This window comes from Thermococcus chitonophagus (assembly GCF_002214605.1).
Classification (GTDB): domain Archaea; phylum Methanobacteriota_B; class Thermococci; order Thermococcales; family Thermococcaceae; genus Pyrococcus; species Pyrococcus chitonophagus.
Map to the genome: position 1 here is coordinate 1415256 of NZ_CP015193.1, position 16783 is coordinate 1432038.

Genomic DNA, 16783 nt, shown 5'->3' on the forward strand with positions numbered 1-16783 from the left:
TTAAATTATTCTTTTTTTATTCTACACCTTAGATAATACTAACTTGGATCGTTCAAAAAAAGAAGAGTTTAATAGAATTCTAAGAGTTTCTTTTTAGGAGGACAAAGAGTGCAACGATCAAAATTGCAGCTGGCCCGCAAACTCCCCCTCTTTTTGTGGGCACAGTTTCTGGTTTAGGAATTGTGATATTACTGGGAACATTACTTCCTAGTACATATTTATCAGGAATCCATACTGGAGGTTTCTCCTGCAATCCCTCAAGAACAGCAGCTAGCAGGGGGTGAGAACTTGTTCCTGGTTTCCTATCTGCAGTAATCTCCCAAATCATTACTCCACCAAGGCTCTGGTTTAGCATATATTGAGTTTTTATGAGTATACTCCTTGGATCATCGAACGTTATGAATATCCTTTTACTCTCTGAATACAGCCAAGGAACCTTAGAGTAGTTGTCCCAAAAGTACTCATACTCCCCGGTCTTAGCTTTATCCGCTACATCCCAATAGTCCATTATACCATGAGTTTCTGCAGCTGATCCCCAAGTTCCGGCGGGAGTTCCTTTATATGGCTGGAATAGACCATGATTCTTTGGCGGGACATTAGCAAAGCTTCTAGCGTAAAATGGTATCCCAAGAACTATTTTGGTCCTATCAGGAACGTGCTCTATGTACCACTTGATTGTTTGATCAACAGAACCATAGTCAGGCCCATTTGGATTTCTGTATAAGGGAGCATTGTGTCCAGTTACTGGGCTCCACGGCCCTATATAGTCATAAGTCATGACGTTTATGAAATCTAAGTACTTACTTGCCTCTTTCCAATCTATCCTAGAAGCAATCTCAAGGTTTGCTGGTGCTGCAACCGTAAGTAGATAATGCTTATGATCTTCCCTTCCCACATCATCCAATGCTTTTCTGAATTCCTTGAGTAGGACTATGAAGTTCCTGGGATCATCTGGGCTAACGTAGTTGCCCTCCATCCCACCGCCGCCTGGATACTCCCAATCAATATCAATTCCATCGAGGTTATATTTCCGAATTATTGCTATCGCACTTTTAATGAATTCTTGTCTTTTCTTTGGATCTGCAGCTACTGGAGAGAAGTACTTGCTTAGAGTCCAACCTCCCACTGATATCAAAAACTTAACAGCTGGATACCTACTTTTAAGCTCCTTAAAGGCTTCCAAATTCATAGGATCGGCCCAAGGATCAGCCCATGTTACTGTTCCATTTTCTAGCAACTTTAGGAAGGCATAATTGACATGGGTCACGTTTTCAAAAGGAACATCATAAGGTGAAAATGCTCTCGCGTAGATTCCCCAGGAGATATAATAAACAACAATTCTATACGGCTGTGGAGGAGTTGTCACTTTGATAACATTAGAGGGTGTCCCTCGCTTCCCATCCTTACCATCCTTAAATACTGGGACAACGATATAGTAATAAGTTGTATTCCCTGTAACATTGAAATAATCAACGGCGGTATTCGTCGGAGTTATTGGTCCTAATTTCTCCCAGTAATCTCCTTCTTGAGGAGGTTGGGATGTAACTTTCTTGGCTTTCCATAAATAACCCTGGTATTCCACGATCTCACCTGGGAGATAGTTCCAATTCTCCTTATATTTAGTATAGTTACTCCAATTAACAACGAAAATCAAGTTCGGGGAGGAATACACGTCTCTAGGGTTAGTGGATCTATATACCTCATAAGCTTTGACATTTGAAAGGGGAGTCCAGGTTAAGTTTACTGCATCCCATGCTATTGGCTGTGCCTTTAGCTTAATTTCTGACTTAGAGAGAACTGGGGTTGGAGTAGCAAATAATATAACTATTACTACCAGAGTTAAAGCCAAGGCTCTTTTCATACATGTCACCCCAATGAATCTCAAAGAAAACCCTTAAGGCGTTTGTTTTAAACCTATAAAACAAGAATATAGGAAAAGAAAAGTGTTTCAAAAGAAATTAGAGGAAATCAAGTTGAAGATACTGCTTGTTGAGTAACTGGTTGGTAGCCAAAGGCTTCCATGAATTTTACGAAGACGTGGCTGTAAGCCCAGTCTGGGTCACTAGTACCCCTGTGGAGTGGTGAAACTTGGCCCTCTGGGCCTGGGTGATCCCTGTCTACACTCCAGAACGCCAAAGCTCTTATCTTATACTGAATTGCCCAGTCTACAAGGGTCTGAGCATCCTGTAGTGTGAACACACTCTTGTCGTCATTGACTCCAATCATTGGGGTCAGACCGATCATACCCCAGATCTCCTCATCAGTCTTGTTTGGATAAAGCTGCTTGAGCTGGTTGAATAAGTTCTGGGCAACCTTTATTGCGTTCTCAGCATTTGATGGGGTCCAGTAGTAATCCATAGTCATTGCATTGACCCTGTCTATCTTTACACCCTTCTCAACCATTGTCTTAATTAGGGAGTATCCTGAGCCCGTTAATCCGACACCTGGATCACTTGGTAGGGTGAAGCTTATCTTAACCCATGGCCTTTCTCTCTGAACAATCAGGAGTGCATCTGCCAGCATGTTTGCATCAACATAGGACTCAATGTCAAAGTCCAAGTACGTTGCATTGTACATGTCAATTATCTGGATGTACCACTGGGCTAACTGCTCAGCACTCTGAGCTTGCTGACAGAGGTATGGCCCAACGGCACCTCCGAAGGCTATGATGACCTCACCACCCATCTTCCTGAGGTCATTGACCTCCTGAACGAAGGTATCTAATGGCAATGCACCACCCCATGATGGACCGTAAGCGGAACTGTAGATGATGAATGCAAGCGTGAAGTACTTGGTTCCTGTAAGCTGAGCATACTCCGTGAGAGGCTTGTGGACTGAGAGTGTCATATCGATGTATGGAGCGAAGAAGTGCTCTGGAATAGGATTGGCACCCACTGGGGCTGGGACTTCAGTCTGAGTAGTGGTGGTAGTTGTGGTCTGGGTTGGAGTGCTCGTAGTTGTAGTGGTAGTAGTGGTTGTAGTTGGAGCTGGAGTTGCTGTGGTAGTAGTCGTAGTTGTTGTGGTAGTGGTTGTTGAGGTTGTTGTGGTGGCCTCGCCCGAGCTAGGCCACACATCCCAGATTTCTCCGTTTATTTCGAGGATTATTTGTTTGACTCCGCTGACTGGGCCGTTGACGATGAATCCAAAGCTTGCCGTTGGACCCTTGTTCCAACTGAGTGGCGTGAAGACTACCCAATCACCCTCTTGGCTCTTCTGGACACCCCAGTAGTTGCCCATCTGGGTTGATGAATCAAGCTGGACTTTAACAACCCAATCGTACTGCCCACCAAGGTTTAGGGTAATGTCAAACTGCCCACCAGTACCCCAATCATTAACCTTAACACTCATCGAACCAGGCTTAACCGGACTACCAGCCGAACTAGTAGTCGTAGTAGTCACAGTACTCGTAGTTGTTGAGGCAGTAGTTGTGCTGGTAACAGTAGTAGTGGTAGTGGTTGTAGTTGTAGTAGTTGTGACAGTGGTTGTTGAGGTTGTTGGAACTGACGTTGTAGTAGTCGTCGTAGTAGTGGTAACGGTTGTAGTACCCGTCTCAGACGGCACCTGAGACACCTCAGGCCACACATCCCAGACTTCCCCGTTTATAACAAGCACTATTGACTCAACGGGCATATCTCCGGATGCTATGAATCCGAAGCTAGCTGTTGGGCCCTTGTTCCAGCTCTTTGGTGTGAATACTGCGGTCCCATCTTCCTTGTAGGTAAGATCAGCGCTCCAGTAACTTGTGATCTTTGAACCCTCCTTTAGCTTGACTTCAATAGTCCAGTCATATTGACCGTCAAGATAGAGGGTGCATGAGTATTGAGTAGCACTTCCCCAGCTATTTACCCTAACGTCAAGTGTTCCAGGTCTTATTGGATTCTGAATGTTTGAAGATGTCGTCTGGGTTTGTGATATGGAAGACGTTGTTGAGGGTGATTCCACATCTTGTTGGAGTAAAGGTTGCTTGCTAACTTCGAAATTCTTTATACTCCAGTTAAAGAGTGCCGATGTAGTTGTAGGATTTCCAAACTCTGTACCAATTTCCCAATCCTGCATGTAGAGATTTCCTATATCCACTTGTGTGTATTCTTGAACTTTTTTGACAAATAATGTTGGATCAATTTCTATTTCTGCACTCTTCATTGGTGTTGTCAATCTAAAGGCAAAGTACGTCCATCCACTACCAATGCTATCTTTCTTCCAAACTTCAAATGTCCCGTTTATGAGTTTTCCATTAATAATGATGGGTATCTTGACTGTGTCTATTATCCTACCAGCCGGATTTATCTTGTTATTATAAAGCCAGACCATGATCTCTACTTCTCCAGCCCTAACTCCAGTTGTCCTTAGTTGATCCGTTGTTAACCAAGTTTCCATTGCAAAATTAATTGGCAGATTAGGATCATGCTCAAGGTTGTAACTAAATTTTACAGTAAAGCCAGTAAGATCTGACACCTTCTTTGGTAGATCTATAAGTCCATCCGCTTTATTTCTGTTCCAAGGCTTGTTCCCAATGTATATCTCCGGGTATCCATGAACCCAAGTATTGGGATTTTTAGTAATGATGTTTGTTAAGTTGCTAAAGAACCGTATTTCATTACTAACAGGATCGTATTCCATGATTTGCTTCCCATCTGCGTCTTGGATGTTCCATGGATTGATTTCCATTACGAAATCTGAAATGCCATCCCCATTCATATCGACAAACGCTGTAGGCCATTGGTTGCCTGGGAACTCTCGTATTATGGGCTCTTGGGCAGAGGCTGGAAAACTCATAATTGTTGCAAGTAGTGTCAGGACACTTAATATAATTGCAACTCTCTTCATACTCTCCCCTCCACGCCTTGATAGATTCTGAGGGATTCAGAACTTGGTGTATTTAAGAATTTTGAAGCAAATTATGTAGATATGACAAAAATAAAAGGTTCTAAGAGAGAAATAGTTACATCGCTGTCTATTTTATTATCTCCTGCTTAATAACCTCCGCTATCTCCCTTATTGCCTGCGAGGCTTTTGACTCTGGGAACGCTTCAATGAAGGGCCTAAGCATCGACATGCTCTTTGGAATTGCAGAGTCATAGGGTATCTCACCCAGAATTGGTATTCCCTCTTGCTCCGCCCACTCCTTAAGGCCGGTGAACCCCGGATTTATATCGGCCTTATTTATTATCAGGTAGGCAGGCTCGTGGAAGTGCTGGACGACTTTGTATACTCTCTGAACATCGCTCAACGAGGCTGGAGTTGGCTCAGCTATTAGAATTGCTACGTCGGCCCCTCCAACGCTCGCTATAACTTGGCATCCAATCCCTGCAGCCGAATCAACGATCATATGCTCTAGATTTTGCTCCTTCATTATCTGCTTAGCCCACTCCTTCTCCTCCGTGACTAACTTACCGCTCTCTGGCCTTCCAACGTCGAGCTGTGCCGAGATTATCGGGAAGCCATACTTGGTTGTGGCCTTCCTTATAACTCCAGAGCGAACCTGCTCCAGCGTTATCGTTCCTGGGACAGGGCACACTAAACCACAAACATTGCAACCCTCACAGGTGAGCTCGTTGACCACGTAATTACCTTCATCGTCAACGTAGATGCACTCGTAGGGACACCTCATCTGGCAGATTCCACAGCGGATGCACGTTTCCGTGTTAATTCTGGCTATCTTCGCCCCAACGTGCTCCCTCTCCTCCTCCCACTCAGTTACCCCCAGGAGTAGGCCAAGGTTTGGAGCTTCAGCATCTGCATCAACCGCTATTAGCCTGTACTCATCCTTGAGCAGGTAAAGTAGAGATGCTGTAACCGTGCTCTTGCCAACACCACCCTTACCGCTCGCTATAACTATCTGCATTTTATCACCCCCTCAAGAACTCGTAAATCCTCTCGGCGATTTCCCGGAATATCTCGGCCTCGGGATAATCGGTCGTTACAATCGGGGTTCCAGAAACGTACGTCTTCACGATGTTCTCACTGTACGGTATCTCGGCTATCACCTTGGCCTTGTACTTCTCAGCTCTCCTGTAGACTTCGTTAACGTCACCCAGATCTGCCCTGTTGATGACAACCCAGGTTTCAATTCCCATAAGCTTGCCGAGCTGTAAAATCAACTCAGTATCGTGGATTCCTAAAGGAGTTGGCTCGGTGACCGCTATTAAGAGCTGAGATCCCTCAATGGCCTTTGAAACTGTATTTCCGGTTCCAGCAGCTGTATCAACTATCAAGAGCTCGTAGTCAAGGTTTTTGAGCCTCTTCTTGGCGGCAACTACTAATGGCATCGATCTCTCTTCTCCTTCCCTGAGCTTTCCTGTCACAAGGGTAAAGCCGTAGGGGGTTGGCGTAACGTACGTGTGACCAATAAGCCTCGAGCCTTCCTGTATTGCCCCGGGAACCGGACAGACTATCTCACAGGCCCTGCAGCCCGAGCACAGTGTGGGCATTAGGAAGGGCGTTCCATCCTTCAGGGTTATTATCGCGTGCTCCTCACAGACCTCCGCGCACTTCCTGCACTTTATGCACTTTGAATAGTCGAACTTCGGCATGAACTGGTTTACCTCCTCCTCGTTTTGCAGCTCAACCCCTAAGAGGAGGTGATCGTTTGGGGCTTCAACGTCTAAATCAGCTAGGATAAGCTTGAATCTTTTAGCTAATTCAACTGCAACGTTTATGGCAACTGTTGATTTGCCCGTTCCGCCTTTCCCACCGCTTATCGCTATCTGCATCTCCTCACCTCCGAGAATTAGGTCAGCCTAATATTTTTAAAATTTGTGCATATGCTCAAATCTGTTTAATCGTTAGTCAGAGCCTTGACTTTAACTTTCTCATGTAGAACTTCACGCCGTTGTACTCGAGCTCGATGAGCTTGCCTTCCCTGATTAGCTTTTCAACTACATCCCAGGAAGCATTTGCCTTCTTAAGCAGTTCCCTAACTGCATCTTCCCTCATTGGGTGAACCGCGGTTATCGAGAGTAAGTCTTCCTCAACGTTGCCCGTGAATGCGAAGGCGTTGCCTTCGTACCCTATCAGGTATTCAACGTTTTCAGGTCCAATGGCCTCGCTGAACAGTTGATATGTTAGATGAATAACCTCCTCACTCGCCGGTTTGACCCACTTCTCCGCTGGTGGCCTTGTTGGGATTGCGATGTAAGCTTTGTCGGGCTTTAAATCTTTCAGAAACTCCGCGATTCTTTTAAGCTCATTACCGTAGTCTATGTTTATCAGCATCGTTTCCGTAACAACGACTCCTGGAAATTCGTCCTTTAACGTGAGCATTCCCTCCAAAATTCTCTCCAAGCTTAAGGATTTGTGGGGCCTGTCAACTTTCCTCCACACATCCTGGGTTACCGCGTCAAGCTTCAGTGAGATGAAGTCAAAGTTCATTAGATCCTCCCTAACATCATCCCTCCACACGAGGGACGAGTTAGTTAGGATGGCTAGCTTTATTCCAATATCTTTGAGCATCTCAGCTTCCTTTCCCAGGTTAATATCCAGAGTTGGCTCCCCATCGGGAACGAAGGTTATATACTCTATCTCTTCCCCCTTTTCCAAGGCCTCGTTTACCTTCCTTTCAACGTCCTCCACTATCTCCTTGGGATCGTAGAATTCCTGCCTCTCGATCTGCATCTTTATCGTCCTTCCAATCTGGCAGTAAACGCAGGCGTAGCTACAGACTTTGTCCGGAATGTTGTTCACTCCAAGGCTCTTTCCAAGCCTTCTTGAAGGAACTGGACCGAAGGCTATCATACCACCACCAAAATTAGGTTGGCCTAATCGCGTATAAGGATTTATGACGAATGATGTGAAGATAAAGAACATGATATTGGGAAAGATTAAGAAGAAGGCCCTTAAGCTTATTGACGACCTTGAGATAGTGGACTTTTCCTTTGGCCTTCCTTATACATGGGTTCTCGTCGGGGGTAAAAAAGGCGGAGCATTGGGTGTGGCCATGACTTTGCCGGAGGAAGTTCAGAGGTACAGAAACTCGATAAAAGAAATTTCCCTTGAAGAGTTTATTGAGAAAGCAGACAGTATAAACGTAATTGAAAGAACGCTTGGCCTCGCCGCGATAAATGCAGTCTCCCAGTACCACATAGACCTGAGCAACGCGGAGTGGGTAGATGTTCTTGAGCTTATTCCAGAAAATGCTGAGAAGATAGCGATAATTGGCAACATGCCTCCTCTAGTGAAGGCCCTAAAAGATAAGTACGAGATTTATGTTTTTGAGAGGAACGCGAAGCTCTGGGATAAGGATACATACAGTGATACCCTCGAGTACCACCTATTGCCGGAGATGGATATAGTAATTGCAAGTGCCAGTTGCCTAGTTAATGCCACAATAGATATGCTACTTGAGAGAGCCAAAAAGGCAAAACTGTTTGTTTTAACGGGCCCGACAGGTCAACTACTTCCAGAGTTCCTTAAGGGAACAGTGGTAACTCACCTAGCGGCGATGAAAGTCATCAATATAGAAAAGGCACTCCTCGGTCTAAAGCTGGGGAGTTTTAAAGGATTCGAGGAGGGAAATAAAAAGTACGTGGTAGAGGTGCCCTAAAGGAGCTTTCTGAAGTAGCTCTTTAGCGCGGCCCAATTCAAGTAGATGTGAACCACAGAAAGGCCGAAGAATGCGAAGCCTAAATAGATGTGGAGTGTATCAGATACTTCCACTGGTAGCGAAGGAAAGAGCCTTCCTAAAAGCAGTATAGTTCCAGTTATACCTGTTATCAGCCACAGGAAGAATAAGACTATTGAAACGAACATCCTCAGTCTCATTTTATCCCCTCCTCAACGTTGTTCCATCTATCTTTATTTCTTCGGCCTTCCAAGTTCCCTCCTCGTAAGTTGCGACGACTTCAACGTACTCTCCGACCTTCAGCATTCCAAGGACATCCTTCCAGTTATAGCTTCCCCATCTGCCCCTAACGTAGATCTTCGTTCCGTTCACCACGAAGTACCTGAGCTCAACGTTTACTTCCTCTATTTTACCTTTGAAGGTTTTAGTAACATTTTCTAAAACTATTGATTGAGTTTGATTGGCCTCCACGAGTTCAGTTTGAGTTGGAGTCCCAATGTAGAATCCTACCGTGACCCTTTCCTCTGTTCCATAAGGACAGCCAGTTCCGTACTTAAAAACTACGTCTATGCTCCCATTGCCTAAGACTTTAATTTTGTACTGTTTGAAGGCAGTATAAGGGTCTTCAAGCTTTGTCTCTGTCTCTTCGATAACTTCAACGTTCTTAGAATTCTCAACTAATATTTTCCAGTCTGAGTAAGGACAAGGTTGGGCATGCTTGAAGCGGACGGTGACATTTAGCGTTACAACCTTGCCGGGCTCATCCACATAGGCCTTGGCAGGGACAACGCATAGAATATCTGCACCCTCATGGGATGTTGCTGTGCCTACGTAGTAAACCCCTCCAACAATCATTGTGCTGTTTTCCTGGGGTGTTATTGCTTCTATCTGCTTCTTCTCCGCTATCTTCACTATAAACGGAAGGGCTGTAATCAGGATAGCAAGGATTATCGATGCCACAAGCCCCCTTTTCATGGGCTCACCTGTAGATGAATGACCATTCATTTTTAATAAACATTAGGGAATTGGGGCATTTATGTAACCATTTTAGTTTTACATCAAGTTATTTAGTTTACATAAACGCTTAAATTCAGTGCATATGCAAATGCTCCTCCGGGTGGTCTAATGAAGTTAGCTAAACCTACTGTAATCTTGTACCGGCTGTTATCCTCTTAGGAGCAGGAGGCTCGCTGAGGGAGCTACCAGTGGATAGATGAGGGTACTCCGAGTTAGGATTTCTTACCAATATCTCAACACCTATCAGTGGCCTAGGAAGGTTTCAGAAAGCCTATGATTTCGTATTATAGCCTCCGGCTGGCTTAAAAATGGGGAAAAGATCGTGTTTCCCTTGACGAGCACGACGCTGGGGTATTAGATGGTCACATAAAGGCAAACTTCATAAAGCCCGAAATCTGGGATGAGGCCATAGCCTTGGCAGACATGTTCCTGAGCAACCCTGCCGGAGAGCTGGGAACAATGATAGTTGGCTCTGCCCTAAACCTGCTGTTATTATCTCCCACGTACGGGAGGAAAATTCAGGAAAAAGATCAAGGAAACTCTCGCCATGGACAAGAGCAAAACCTACCTCTTCACCGTCAACACCGACATCTTTCCAGAATGGGTGAGTGAGTTGGAAGAGGCATCGGATAACCTGATGTTCAGCAGAATGGAAAGGCCAATGAGGCTTTTCTTGAGAATAGAAAGAATGAAGGAGGTTCCGTTCAAGAGGGGAGAATTTGAGGTATCGTTGCCCGAAGAAGTGCTAAGGATGATTAAGAAAGAGGCCGAAAGGGGATGAAAGTGCTAATTCCAGAAATAAAGAAAGTCTAGGTATAATTTATTAATATACCTTTATTTATATTTGTAGCTGGTGATCGCTTTGGACACCCGAGAAAAACTCCTGCACTCGGCCAAGAAACTCTTCGCAAGTAAGGGCTTCGACAGGGTAACGGTTGATGAGATAGTTAAAGATGCAGGAGTAGCAAAGGGAACCTTCTACCTCTACTTCAAGAGAAAGGAGGACATAATAAGGGAAGTTGCGATTATGGCAATGCCCTTTCAGGCCTTGAGCGATGTTTTCAAGTCCGTTGATAGGGAAAGCTTCAGAAATCTTGGGGATTACCTAAGGTTCCTGGGAGAGAAGTTCTTCGAGCACTACTCCGACAGGGAGCTCGCGTGCATATTCTTCCATACAGTCTCAATAAAGAGTAGCATTACATCCCTAAACGACCTCCACAGGGAGCTGTGTTCTAAGTTAATCAAGGAGGGAACAAGGAGAGTTCTTGAGTTCGTAAACATCGAGGAGAAAAAGGCCGAGGTTCTCTTCAGAACTTTCCTTGGGAGCCTGCTCCACTACCTATACTCTGAGGACTGTAGCCCAATAGACCACAAAGAATACTTGGAAAACCTCGTTCAGATTTTAACGAATTCGATTAACAATTCCACTAGCAGTAAATGAACCAAATTAACCTTTGATGTTCTAAGGTGTTCATCCTTGCATATAAATCCGAAAAATATTTAAAATTGCTCATCGAACACTGAATGACCAGTCAGTCATAAAATTCAAGGTGGTAAGCATGGAGGAACTCGTGCCAGTTGTATGTCCGTGGTGCTCCGTTGGGTGTAGGCTGTACATAGTCTCAGTAAACGGCCATCCCAGAAAGATCGAGTGGGATTACGATCACCCAAACACACCAAACAAGGGTAAGCTATGCCCCAAGGGCGTTGCCTCCTACCAATTCACCATAAGCCCGGACAGGCTTAAGAAACCCCTAATTAAGAGGAACGGTAAGTTTGAGGAGGTTTCTTGGGAGGAGGCAATAAGGTACGTTGCCCAGAAGTTTAAGGAAATTATCGAGGAGCATGGGCCGGAGGCCTTAGCCTTCCTGGGGAGCGAGAGATGTTCCCTCGAAGATAACTACGTTCTCCAGAAGCTTGCTAGGGCCTTGGGAACGAACAATGTAGAATTTGCTGGAAGGCTCTGTCAGTCCTCAAACTTCGTCGCTAGGAGCAAGGTGTTTGGGAGCCCCGCGCAGACTAATCCCTTCGAGGATATAGTTAAGTCCAAGGTCATCTTAGTCTGGGGCTACAACCCTGCCGAAACCAATCCCGTTCTCTTCGGTCAGTACTTCGAGAAAGCCCTAGACAACGGAGCGAAGATAATAGTAGTTGATCCAATAAAGACTAAGACGGCCAAGTTTGCCGACATTCACCTCCAGCCCTACCCAGGAACGGATCTTGCGGTTGCCTTGGCGATGCTCAATTACATAATAAAGAACGAGCTCTACGACAGGAAGTTTGTTGAGGAAAGAACGGACAACTTCGAGGAGCTCGCAAAGTCCGTGGAGGAGTACACTCCAGAGTGGGCCGAGAAGGTAAGCGAAGTGCCGGCGGGGATGATAAAGAGGGCAGCGGAGCTCTTAGCTACGGGAGGCAACGCAACTATAGTGCTTAACGAGGGGGTGAACCAGCACGCGAATGGAACGATGACTGCTTTGGCAATAGCTAACTTGATCGCGATAACTGGAAACATAGGGAAGGAAGGAGTGTTCTCAGGAGTAATTCCTGGGGCCCACTGTGGCCTCTGTGCTGCGGTTCCTGGGGTTAACTGCGCTCAGCTCCCTGGGCCAGTCCCGCTGAATGAGGAAAATGCGAAGAAGTTCAGCGAACTCTGGGGATTTGAAGTTCCGAGAAAGCCCGGCCTCCACTATCAGGCTATATTCAAGGCCATGGCCGAGGGAAAGATGAAGGGAATATTTATCATGGGTCAAAATCCGGCCAGATCCCTTGCAAACTCAAGCTTAATTGAGGAAGCCCTTGAGAAGGCCTTCGTCGTCGTAAGCGACATCTTCCCGACGGAAACAACGAAGTTCGCTGACGTAATACTACCAGCGGCAAGCTGGTATGAGAAGACGGGAACCGTGATAACCCAGAACAGGAGGGTAATGAGGAGCTTCAAGGCAGTTAAACCGCCGGGAGAGGCAAAGCCCGACTGGGAGATACTTGTCATGTTGGCCAGGGAACTCGGCGTTGGGGAGTACTTCAACTACTCGAGCGTCGACGACATCCTTAGGGAAATCAACAGGGCAATTCCTGCCCTTAAAGGAGCAACACCCGAAAGGCTGAACTCAAATTTGGAGGGCTGCTTCTACCCATGCCCAGATGAAAAGTCGGAAACACCGAGGCTGTTCTTGAATGGCTTCCCGACTAAGACCGGGAGGGCCCAGCTTGCACCGGTTAAGTGGATCCAGCCGGGAGAAGTTCCGGACGAGGAGTATCCGCTGTGGTTGACCAACTTCAGGCAGGTGGGTCACTTCCACACGGGAACGATGAGCATGAGGAGCAAGAGCCTGATCAAGAGGTGGCCAGAGGGCTTCCTGATGATAAACCCAGAGGATGCCAAAGCACTCGGGATAAGGGATGGAGACAGGGTTAGGGTTGAGACGAGGAGGGGTTCTCTCGTTGTTAGGGCCATGGTTACGGATAGGATAAGGAAGGGTGTTGTCGCGATGCCCTGGCACTGGGGAGTTAATTTCCTCACGAAAGATGATGCGATAGATGAATTCTCCAAGATGCCAGAGCTGAAGGCAGTAACCTGCAGGGTCACCAAGGAGGTGGTAGAATGAGCAAGAAGATCTTCATAGACTTCAAGCGTTGCATTGGCTGCAGGGCCTGTGAAGTAGCCTGCGAAATGGAGCACGGAGAAGCGAGGATAAGGGTCTTTGAGTTTCCAGACTTAACGACGATACCCTTCAACTGCAGGCACTGTGAAAAAGCCCCCTGTCTGGAGGTCTGTCCAACGGGTGCATTGTACAGAGATCAGGATGGGGCCGTAGCCTTCGATCCCCTCAAGTGCATTGGCTGTCTGATGTGTGCCGTTGCCTGTCCATTTGGTGTTCCGAAGATAGATGAGGTAAACAAGATCATGGACAAGTGTGACCTCTGCTCAGAGAGAAGAGCGGAAGGAAAGCTTCCGGCCTGCGTTTCTTCATGCCCAACTGAAGCACTGAAGTTCGGCGAGATAAACGAGCTACTTTGGGACAGGGAGGGAAGCTTCGTTTCTCGCCTCAAAGAGGCGAGGGAGAGGGGAGAGAAGGAGCCGATATACCTGCTGTGAGGTGGAAGCATGGATCCCATTATTCTTTCCTTTTTAGTTCCCATACTCGCGGGAATTTTTGCGTTTAAGCTCGAAGGTAAGAGAGCCGATGCCCTGTTGGTAGGAGCTTCAGGCTTTTCCCTCCTCGCGATAACTTACTCGCTCACAACTTTCACGCCCAGGCACGTTGTTCTTGCGGAGGTTGGGGGTTTTGGTGAAGTTTACGGCCTGATGGTTGATGATATATCCCTCCCGATAGCATTTGTGGTTTCCCTCGTGGGCTTCCTCTTCATGCTGTACTCCATCGACTATCTCTCACCTCAAAACAGGGAAAAACCTGTACATGAGGGGAAGGGAAGGTTCCACGGGTGGATGCTTATATTCCTGGGCTCAACTCTAGGTTTCCTGTTCTCATCCTCAATGCTACAGATGCTCGTGTTCTTTGAGCTCATGAGCCTTGCCTGCTGGGGCGTCGTTGGCTTCTATGGAACGAAGGAAGCTATAAGATCTGCTTATAAGGCTCTCCTCATGCCCAACTTCGGCGCGCTCGTCGGTCTTTACTCTGCTTTCGCCCTTGCATACCTGAAAACCCATAACCTGTCCCTGCTCTCCCTCTCGGGCCTGCCCCAGGATATTAAGCTCTTAGTCTTCCTAGGGGCCATGATAGCGGCGTTTACGAAGAGCGCTCAATTCCCACTATACTCGTGGCTTCCTGATGCCATGGAAGCTCCAACGCCAGCCAGCGCATTTCTCCATGGAGCGGCGATGATAGAGATGGGTGTTTTCCTCCTAGCGAGGGTGGTTCAGTTTATGAGCCCAATTCCAAAGATTGGTGGCTTCGTGATGCTTTTCCTCCTCGCGATTACCCTCCTGATTACCACGATAGCCTATCCAATGCAGAAAGATGCCAAGAGGTTGCTCGCCTATTCAACGATGGCCGAAGCGGCGGTGATGTACAGTGGGGTTCTCTTTGCCGTCTTCGGTTCCGAGCTTGGAATAAAGCTTGCGATGTTTCAGATATTCACCCACGCTTTCGTTAAAGGCTTGGGCTTCTTAACCGCGGGGACGTTCAGCTACTCCCTGGGAACCCGAAACATGGGCAAAATAAAGGTGAGCGGTTTAGTGGGGGCAGTTTGGATGCTTTCCCTCTTTGGCCTAGCCGGAGCTCCTCCATTCGGAATATTCTTCAGCAAGGCCCTTCTCCTCAGATCTGGAGCTCAAATAGGGGGGATGTGCTGGGCGATCGTCTTGCTGATCCTTCTGGATTCAACAGTGTTCTTCGTTGTCTCAGCTCTAAGGGTTAGAGATATGCTGGGAGGCAGGGACTTGAAGGTTACTAGCCTCATGAGGGGAATAATCACGATCCTTGCTGTCTTGGCCGTTATTGCTCCAGCGTTGGGTTACAAGCTCATAGTGGGGTGGTAAAATGGAAGTCGTCCCTTACCTACTGGCCCTAGCATCGCTTGTAGGATTCATGGGCTTTGCAAGGGTGGGGCTTGGGATAGCCTCAATTTCCTCGCTCATCATGATAGGCTTAGCTGTTGAAGACTTGGGGAGCGTTGAGAACTACTTCCTCCTAATCCTGGGGGTTTCTTCACTGGCGGTCTTCGTGTACTCAATGACCTACACCAAAGACAAGCCTCAGTCAGCGCTCCTTCCCCTATTCGTGCTCTCGATGTACGGGGTTTTGGTTAGCGAGAACTTACTCCTCTTCGTGTTTTCCTGGGAACTAATGACGTTGCTCTCCTACGTCTTCATAAGAGATAGAGATGTTGGAGCTAAGTACTTCATAACCATGCACATCTTCACCACAATCCCTCTCCTCTTATTAGTTGCACTCGCTCCCTCACTCTCACTCAGCTCGCTTAAAGGCGATCTTCCCTTCCTGCTGGTAATGATAGCGTCCATGGCAAAGTCCGGGATAGTCCCACTGCACTTCTGGGTTGCGGAAACCTACGACAGTGCACCAAGTAATGTTTCCTCACTCTTTGCAGGGGCCATGGAGAAAGTTGCACTATTTGCCCTCGTTAAAGCCTATCTAACTTTTAATCCAAGCAGGGAGCTGGGAGTGATCGTTGCAGTCTTGGGGGCATTGAGCCTAACCGTGGGAACGCTCTTCGCCCTGAAGCAGAAAAACGCGAAGAGATTACTCGCCTACCACAGTGTTGGCCAGATGGGGTATATGTGGCTCGGCATAGGCATCGGCATCTACCTAATTCCCAGTAGAGTTGGCTACTTGGCGTTGGCCGCGGGCCTCTTCCATGCACTAAACCACTCCCTCTTCAAGGGCTCCCTGTTCCTTACAGCTGGAGCCTTCGAGTACTCAAAGGGGACCGTAGATCTGGACAAGCTCGGTGGCTTGTTTAGGGCGATGCCGTACACGGGAGTATTTGCCTTACTATCTTCGCTAGCGATTTCAGGTGTTCCTCCGTTTAACGGCTTCTTAAGCAAGCTACTCCTCTATGAAGCAGGCTATTCCTCAGGAGATCCAGTGCTACAGTTGGCGACAGTCTTTGCGTTTTTCATAAGCGCCGCAACGCTGGCATCTTTCATTAAGTTCTACTCTTCAGCATTCCTGGGAGGGGAAGCTGAGGGGAGTGAAGTTCCAGCCCCGATGGTAGTTGGTCAGGGCATACTCTCGATCCTCTGCCTGCTCTTGGGCCTCTTCCCCTTAACCCCAGGAATAAACCCCTACTCTTACTTCTCCTCCATCATCTTCCTCCTAGTGCTCACGGTGCTCGCGGTTGGTGTTCTAGTGGCAATTCCCTTCAATGGGGTTAAAGCCAAGCCCTGGAACTGCGGGGCCACGGGCTTCCCCGAGGAGAGATTTAGGCTGAAGGCCTCTTCCTACTACCACCAGTACGAGGAGAAGATAGGTGCCCTCTATTCCCTGTCCAGCTACCTTAGAAAGGCTGGCTCTGCCTTAGTCAACGCTGTGGCATCGGCATATTGGTGGATCTCCAAGTACTTCGAGGAGTACATAGATGAGGCAGTTATAACGCCCGCTGTCAGGTTCCTTACCTCCCTGATGATAGTTTTCAGGGACTTCAGCATGGCTATGGAGGTTGCGATGGTTTTGAGCATGATAATCCTTGCCGGAGTTATTGTGTTGCTTGTGGGGTGGTGAA

Annotated in this window: 14 protein-coding genes; 7 read left to right on the plus strand and 7 right to left on the minus strand. The window is 47.1% G+C overall.

Features of this window, described 5'->3' with window-relative positions:
• Positions 1-79: 79 nt before the first annotated feature.
• The 5 genes from A3L04_RS08010 to A3L04_RS08030 all read right to left on the minus strand — a co-directional run bounded on the left by A3L04_RS08010 (position 80) and on the right by A3L04_RS08030 (position 7734).
• Positions 80-1861 (minus strand): glycoside hydrolase family 18 protein, encoded by a 1782-nt coding sequence (locus A3L04_RS08010; protein WP_068578570.1) that lies wholly within the window; start codon positions 1859-1861, stop codon positions 80-82.
• Positions 1862-1968: 107 nt separating this feature from the next.
• The gene (locus A3L04_RS08015) at positions 1969-4827 is read right to left on the minus strand and encodes a cellulose binding domain-containing protein (protein WP_157895694.1); all 2859 of its coding nucleotides are present in this window, start codon (positions 4825-4827) and stop codon (positions 1969-1971) included.
• Positions 4828-4954: 127 nt separating this feature from the next.
• A complete protein-coding gene (locus A3L04_RS08020) occupies positions 4955-5845 on the minus strand; it encodes a nucleotide-binding protein (RefSeq protein WP_068577016.1) in 891 nt (296 codons plus the stop codon).
• Positions 5846-5849: 4 nt separating this feature from the next.
• Positions 5850-6713 carry a P-loop NTPase gene (locus tag A3L04_RS08025; RefSeq protein ID WP_068577018.1) on the minus strand — a complete coding sequence of 288 codons (864 nt, stop codon included), beginning with the start codon at positions 6711-6713 and terminating at the stop codon, positions 5850-5852.
• 76 nt (positions 6714-6789) lie between these two features.
• Positions 6790-7734, minus strand: a complete 945-nt coding sequence (locus A3L04_RS08030) for a radical SAM protein (protein ID WP_068577020.1) — start codon at positions 7732-7734, stop codon at positions 6790-6792.
• A gap of 70 nt (positions 7735-7804) precedes the next feature.
• Between A3L04_RS08030 and A3L04_RS08035 the strand changes: the two genes are divergently transcribed.
• Complete coding sequence (locus tag A3L04_RS08035) at positions 7805-8542, plus strand: Rossmann-like domain-containing protein (RefSeq protein ID WP_068579493.1); 738 nt, start codon at positions 7805-7807, stop codon at positions 8540-8542.
• On the opposite strand, the gene A3L04_RS08040 is transcribed toward A3L04_RS08035, so the two are convergent.
• Positions 8539-8760: a DUF4405 domain-containing protein gene (locus tag A3L04_RS08040; protein WP_068577022.1), complete on the minus strand. Its 222-nt coding sequence runs from the start codon at positions 8758-8760 to the stop codon at positions 8539-8541. The two genes, A3L04_RS08035 and A3L04_RS08040, sit on opposite strands and share 4 nt — an antisense overlap.
• Position 8761: 1 nt before the next feature.
• Positions 8762-9535 (minus strand): DUF5666 domain-containing protein, encoded by a 774-nt coding sequence (locus A3L04_RS08045; protein WP_068577023.1) that lies wholly within the window; start codon positions 9533-9535, stop codon positions 8762-8764.
• 589 nt (positions 9536-10124) lie between these two features.
• Here A3L04_RS08045 and A3L04_RS08050 point away from each other — a divergent pair.
• From A3L04_RS08050 to A3L04_RS08075, 6 genes are all read left to right on the plus strand, one after another.
• Complete coding sequence (locus A3L04_RS08050; protein WP_068577025.1) at positions 10125-10358, plus strand: hypothetical protein; 234 nt, start codon at positions 10125-10127, stop codon at positions 10356-10358.
• Positions 10359-10439: 81 nt separating this feature from the next.
• Positions 10440-11018 (plus strand): TetR/AcrR family transcriptional regulator, encoded by a 579-nt coding sequence (locus A3L04_RS08055; protein ID WP_088859123.1) that lies wholly within the window; start codon positions 10440-10442, stop codon positions 11016-11018.
• A gap of 118 nt (positions 11019-11136) precedes the next feature.
• Positions 11137-13185, plus strand: a complete 2049-nt coding sequence (fdhF, locus tag A3L04_RS08060; protein WP_068577029.1) for a formate dehydrogenase subunit alpha — start codon at positions 11137-11139, stop codon at positions 13183-13185.
• A complete protein-coding gene (locus A3L04_RS08065) occupies positions 13182-13676 on the plus strand; it encodes a 4Fe-4S dicluster domain-containing protein (RefSeq protein ID WP_068577031.1) in 495 nt (164 codons plus the stop codon). The genes fdhF and A3L04_RS08065 overlap by 4 nt, the downstream gene beginning before the upstream one ends.
• Positions 13677-13685: 9 nt before the next feature.
• Complete coding sequence (locus tag A3L04_RS08070; protein WP_068577033.1) at positions 13686-15080, plus strand: hydrogenase 4 subunit D; 1395 nt, start codon at positions 13686-13688, stop codon at positions 15078-15080.
• A gap of 1 nt (position 15081) precedes the next feature.
• Positions 15082-16782, plus strand: coding sequence for a complex I subunit 5 family protein (locus A3L04_RS08075; protein WP_068577035.1), 1701 nt, complete (start codon positions 15082-15084; stop codon positions 16780-16782).
• The last annotated feature ends 1 nt before the right edge of the window (position 16783 follow it).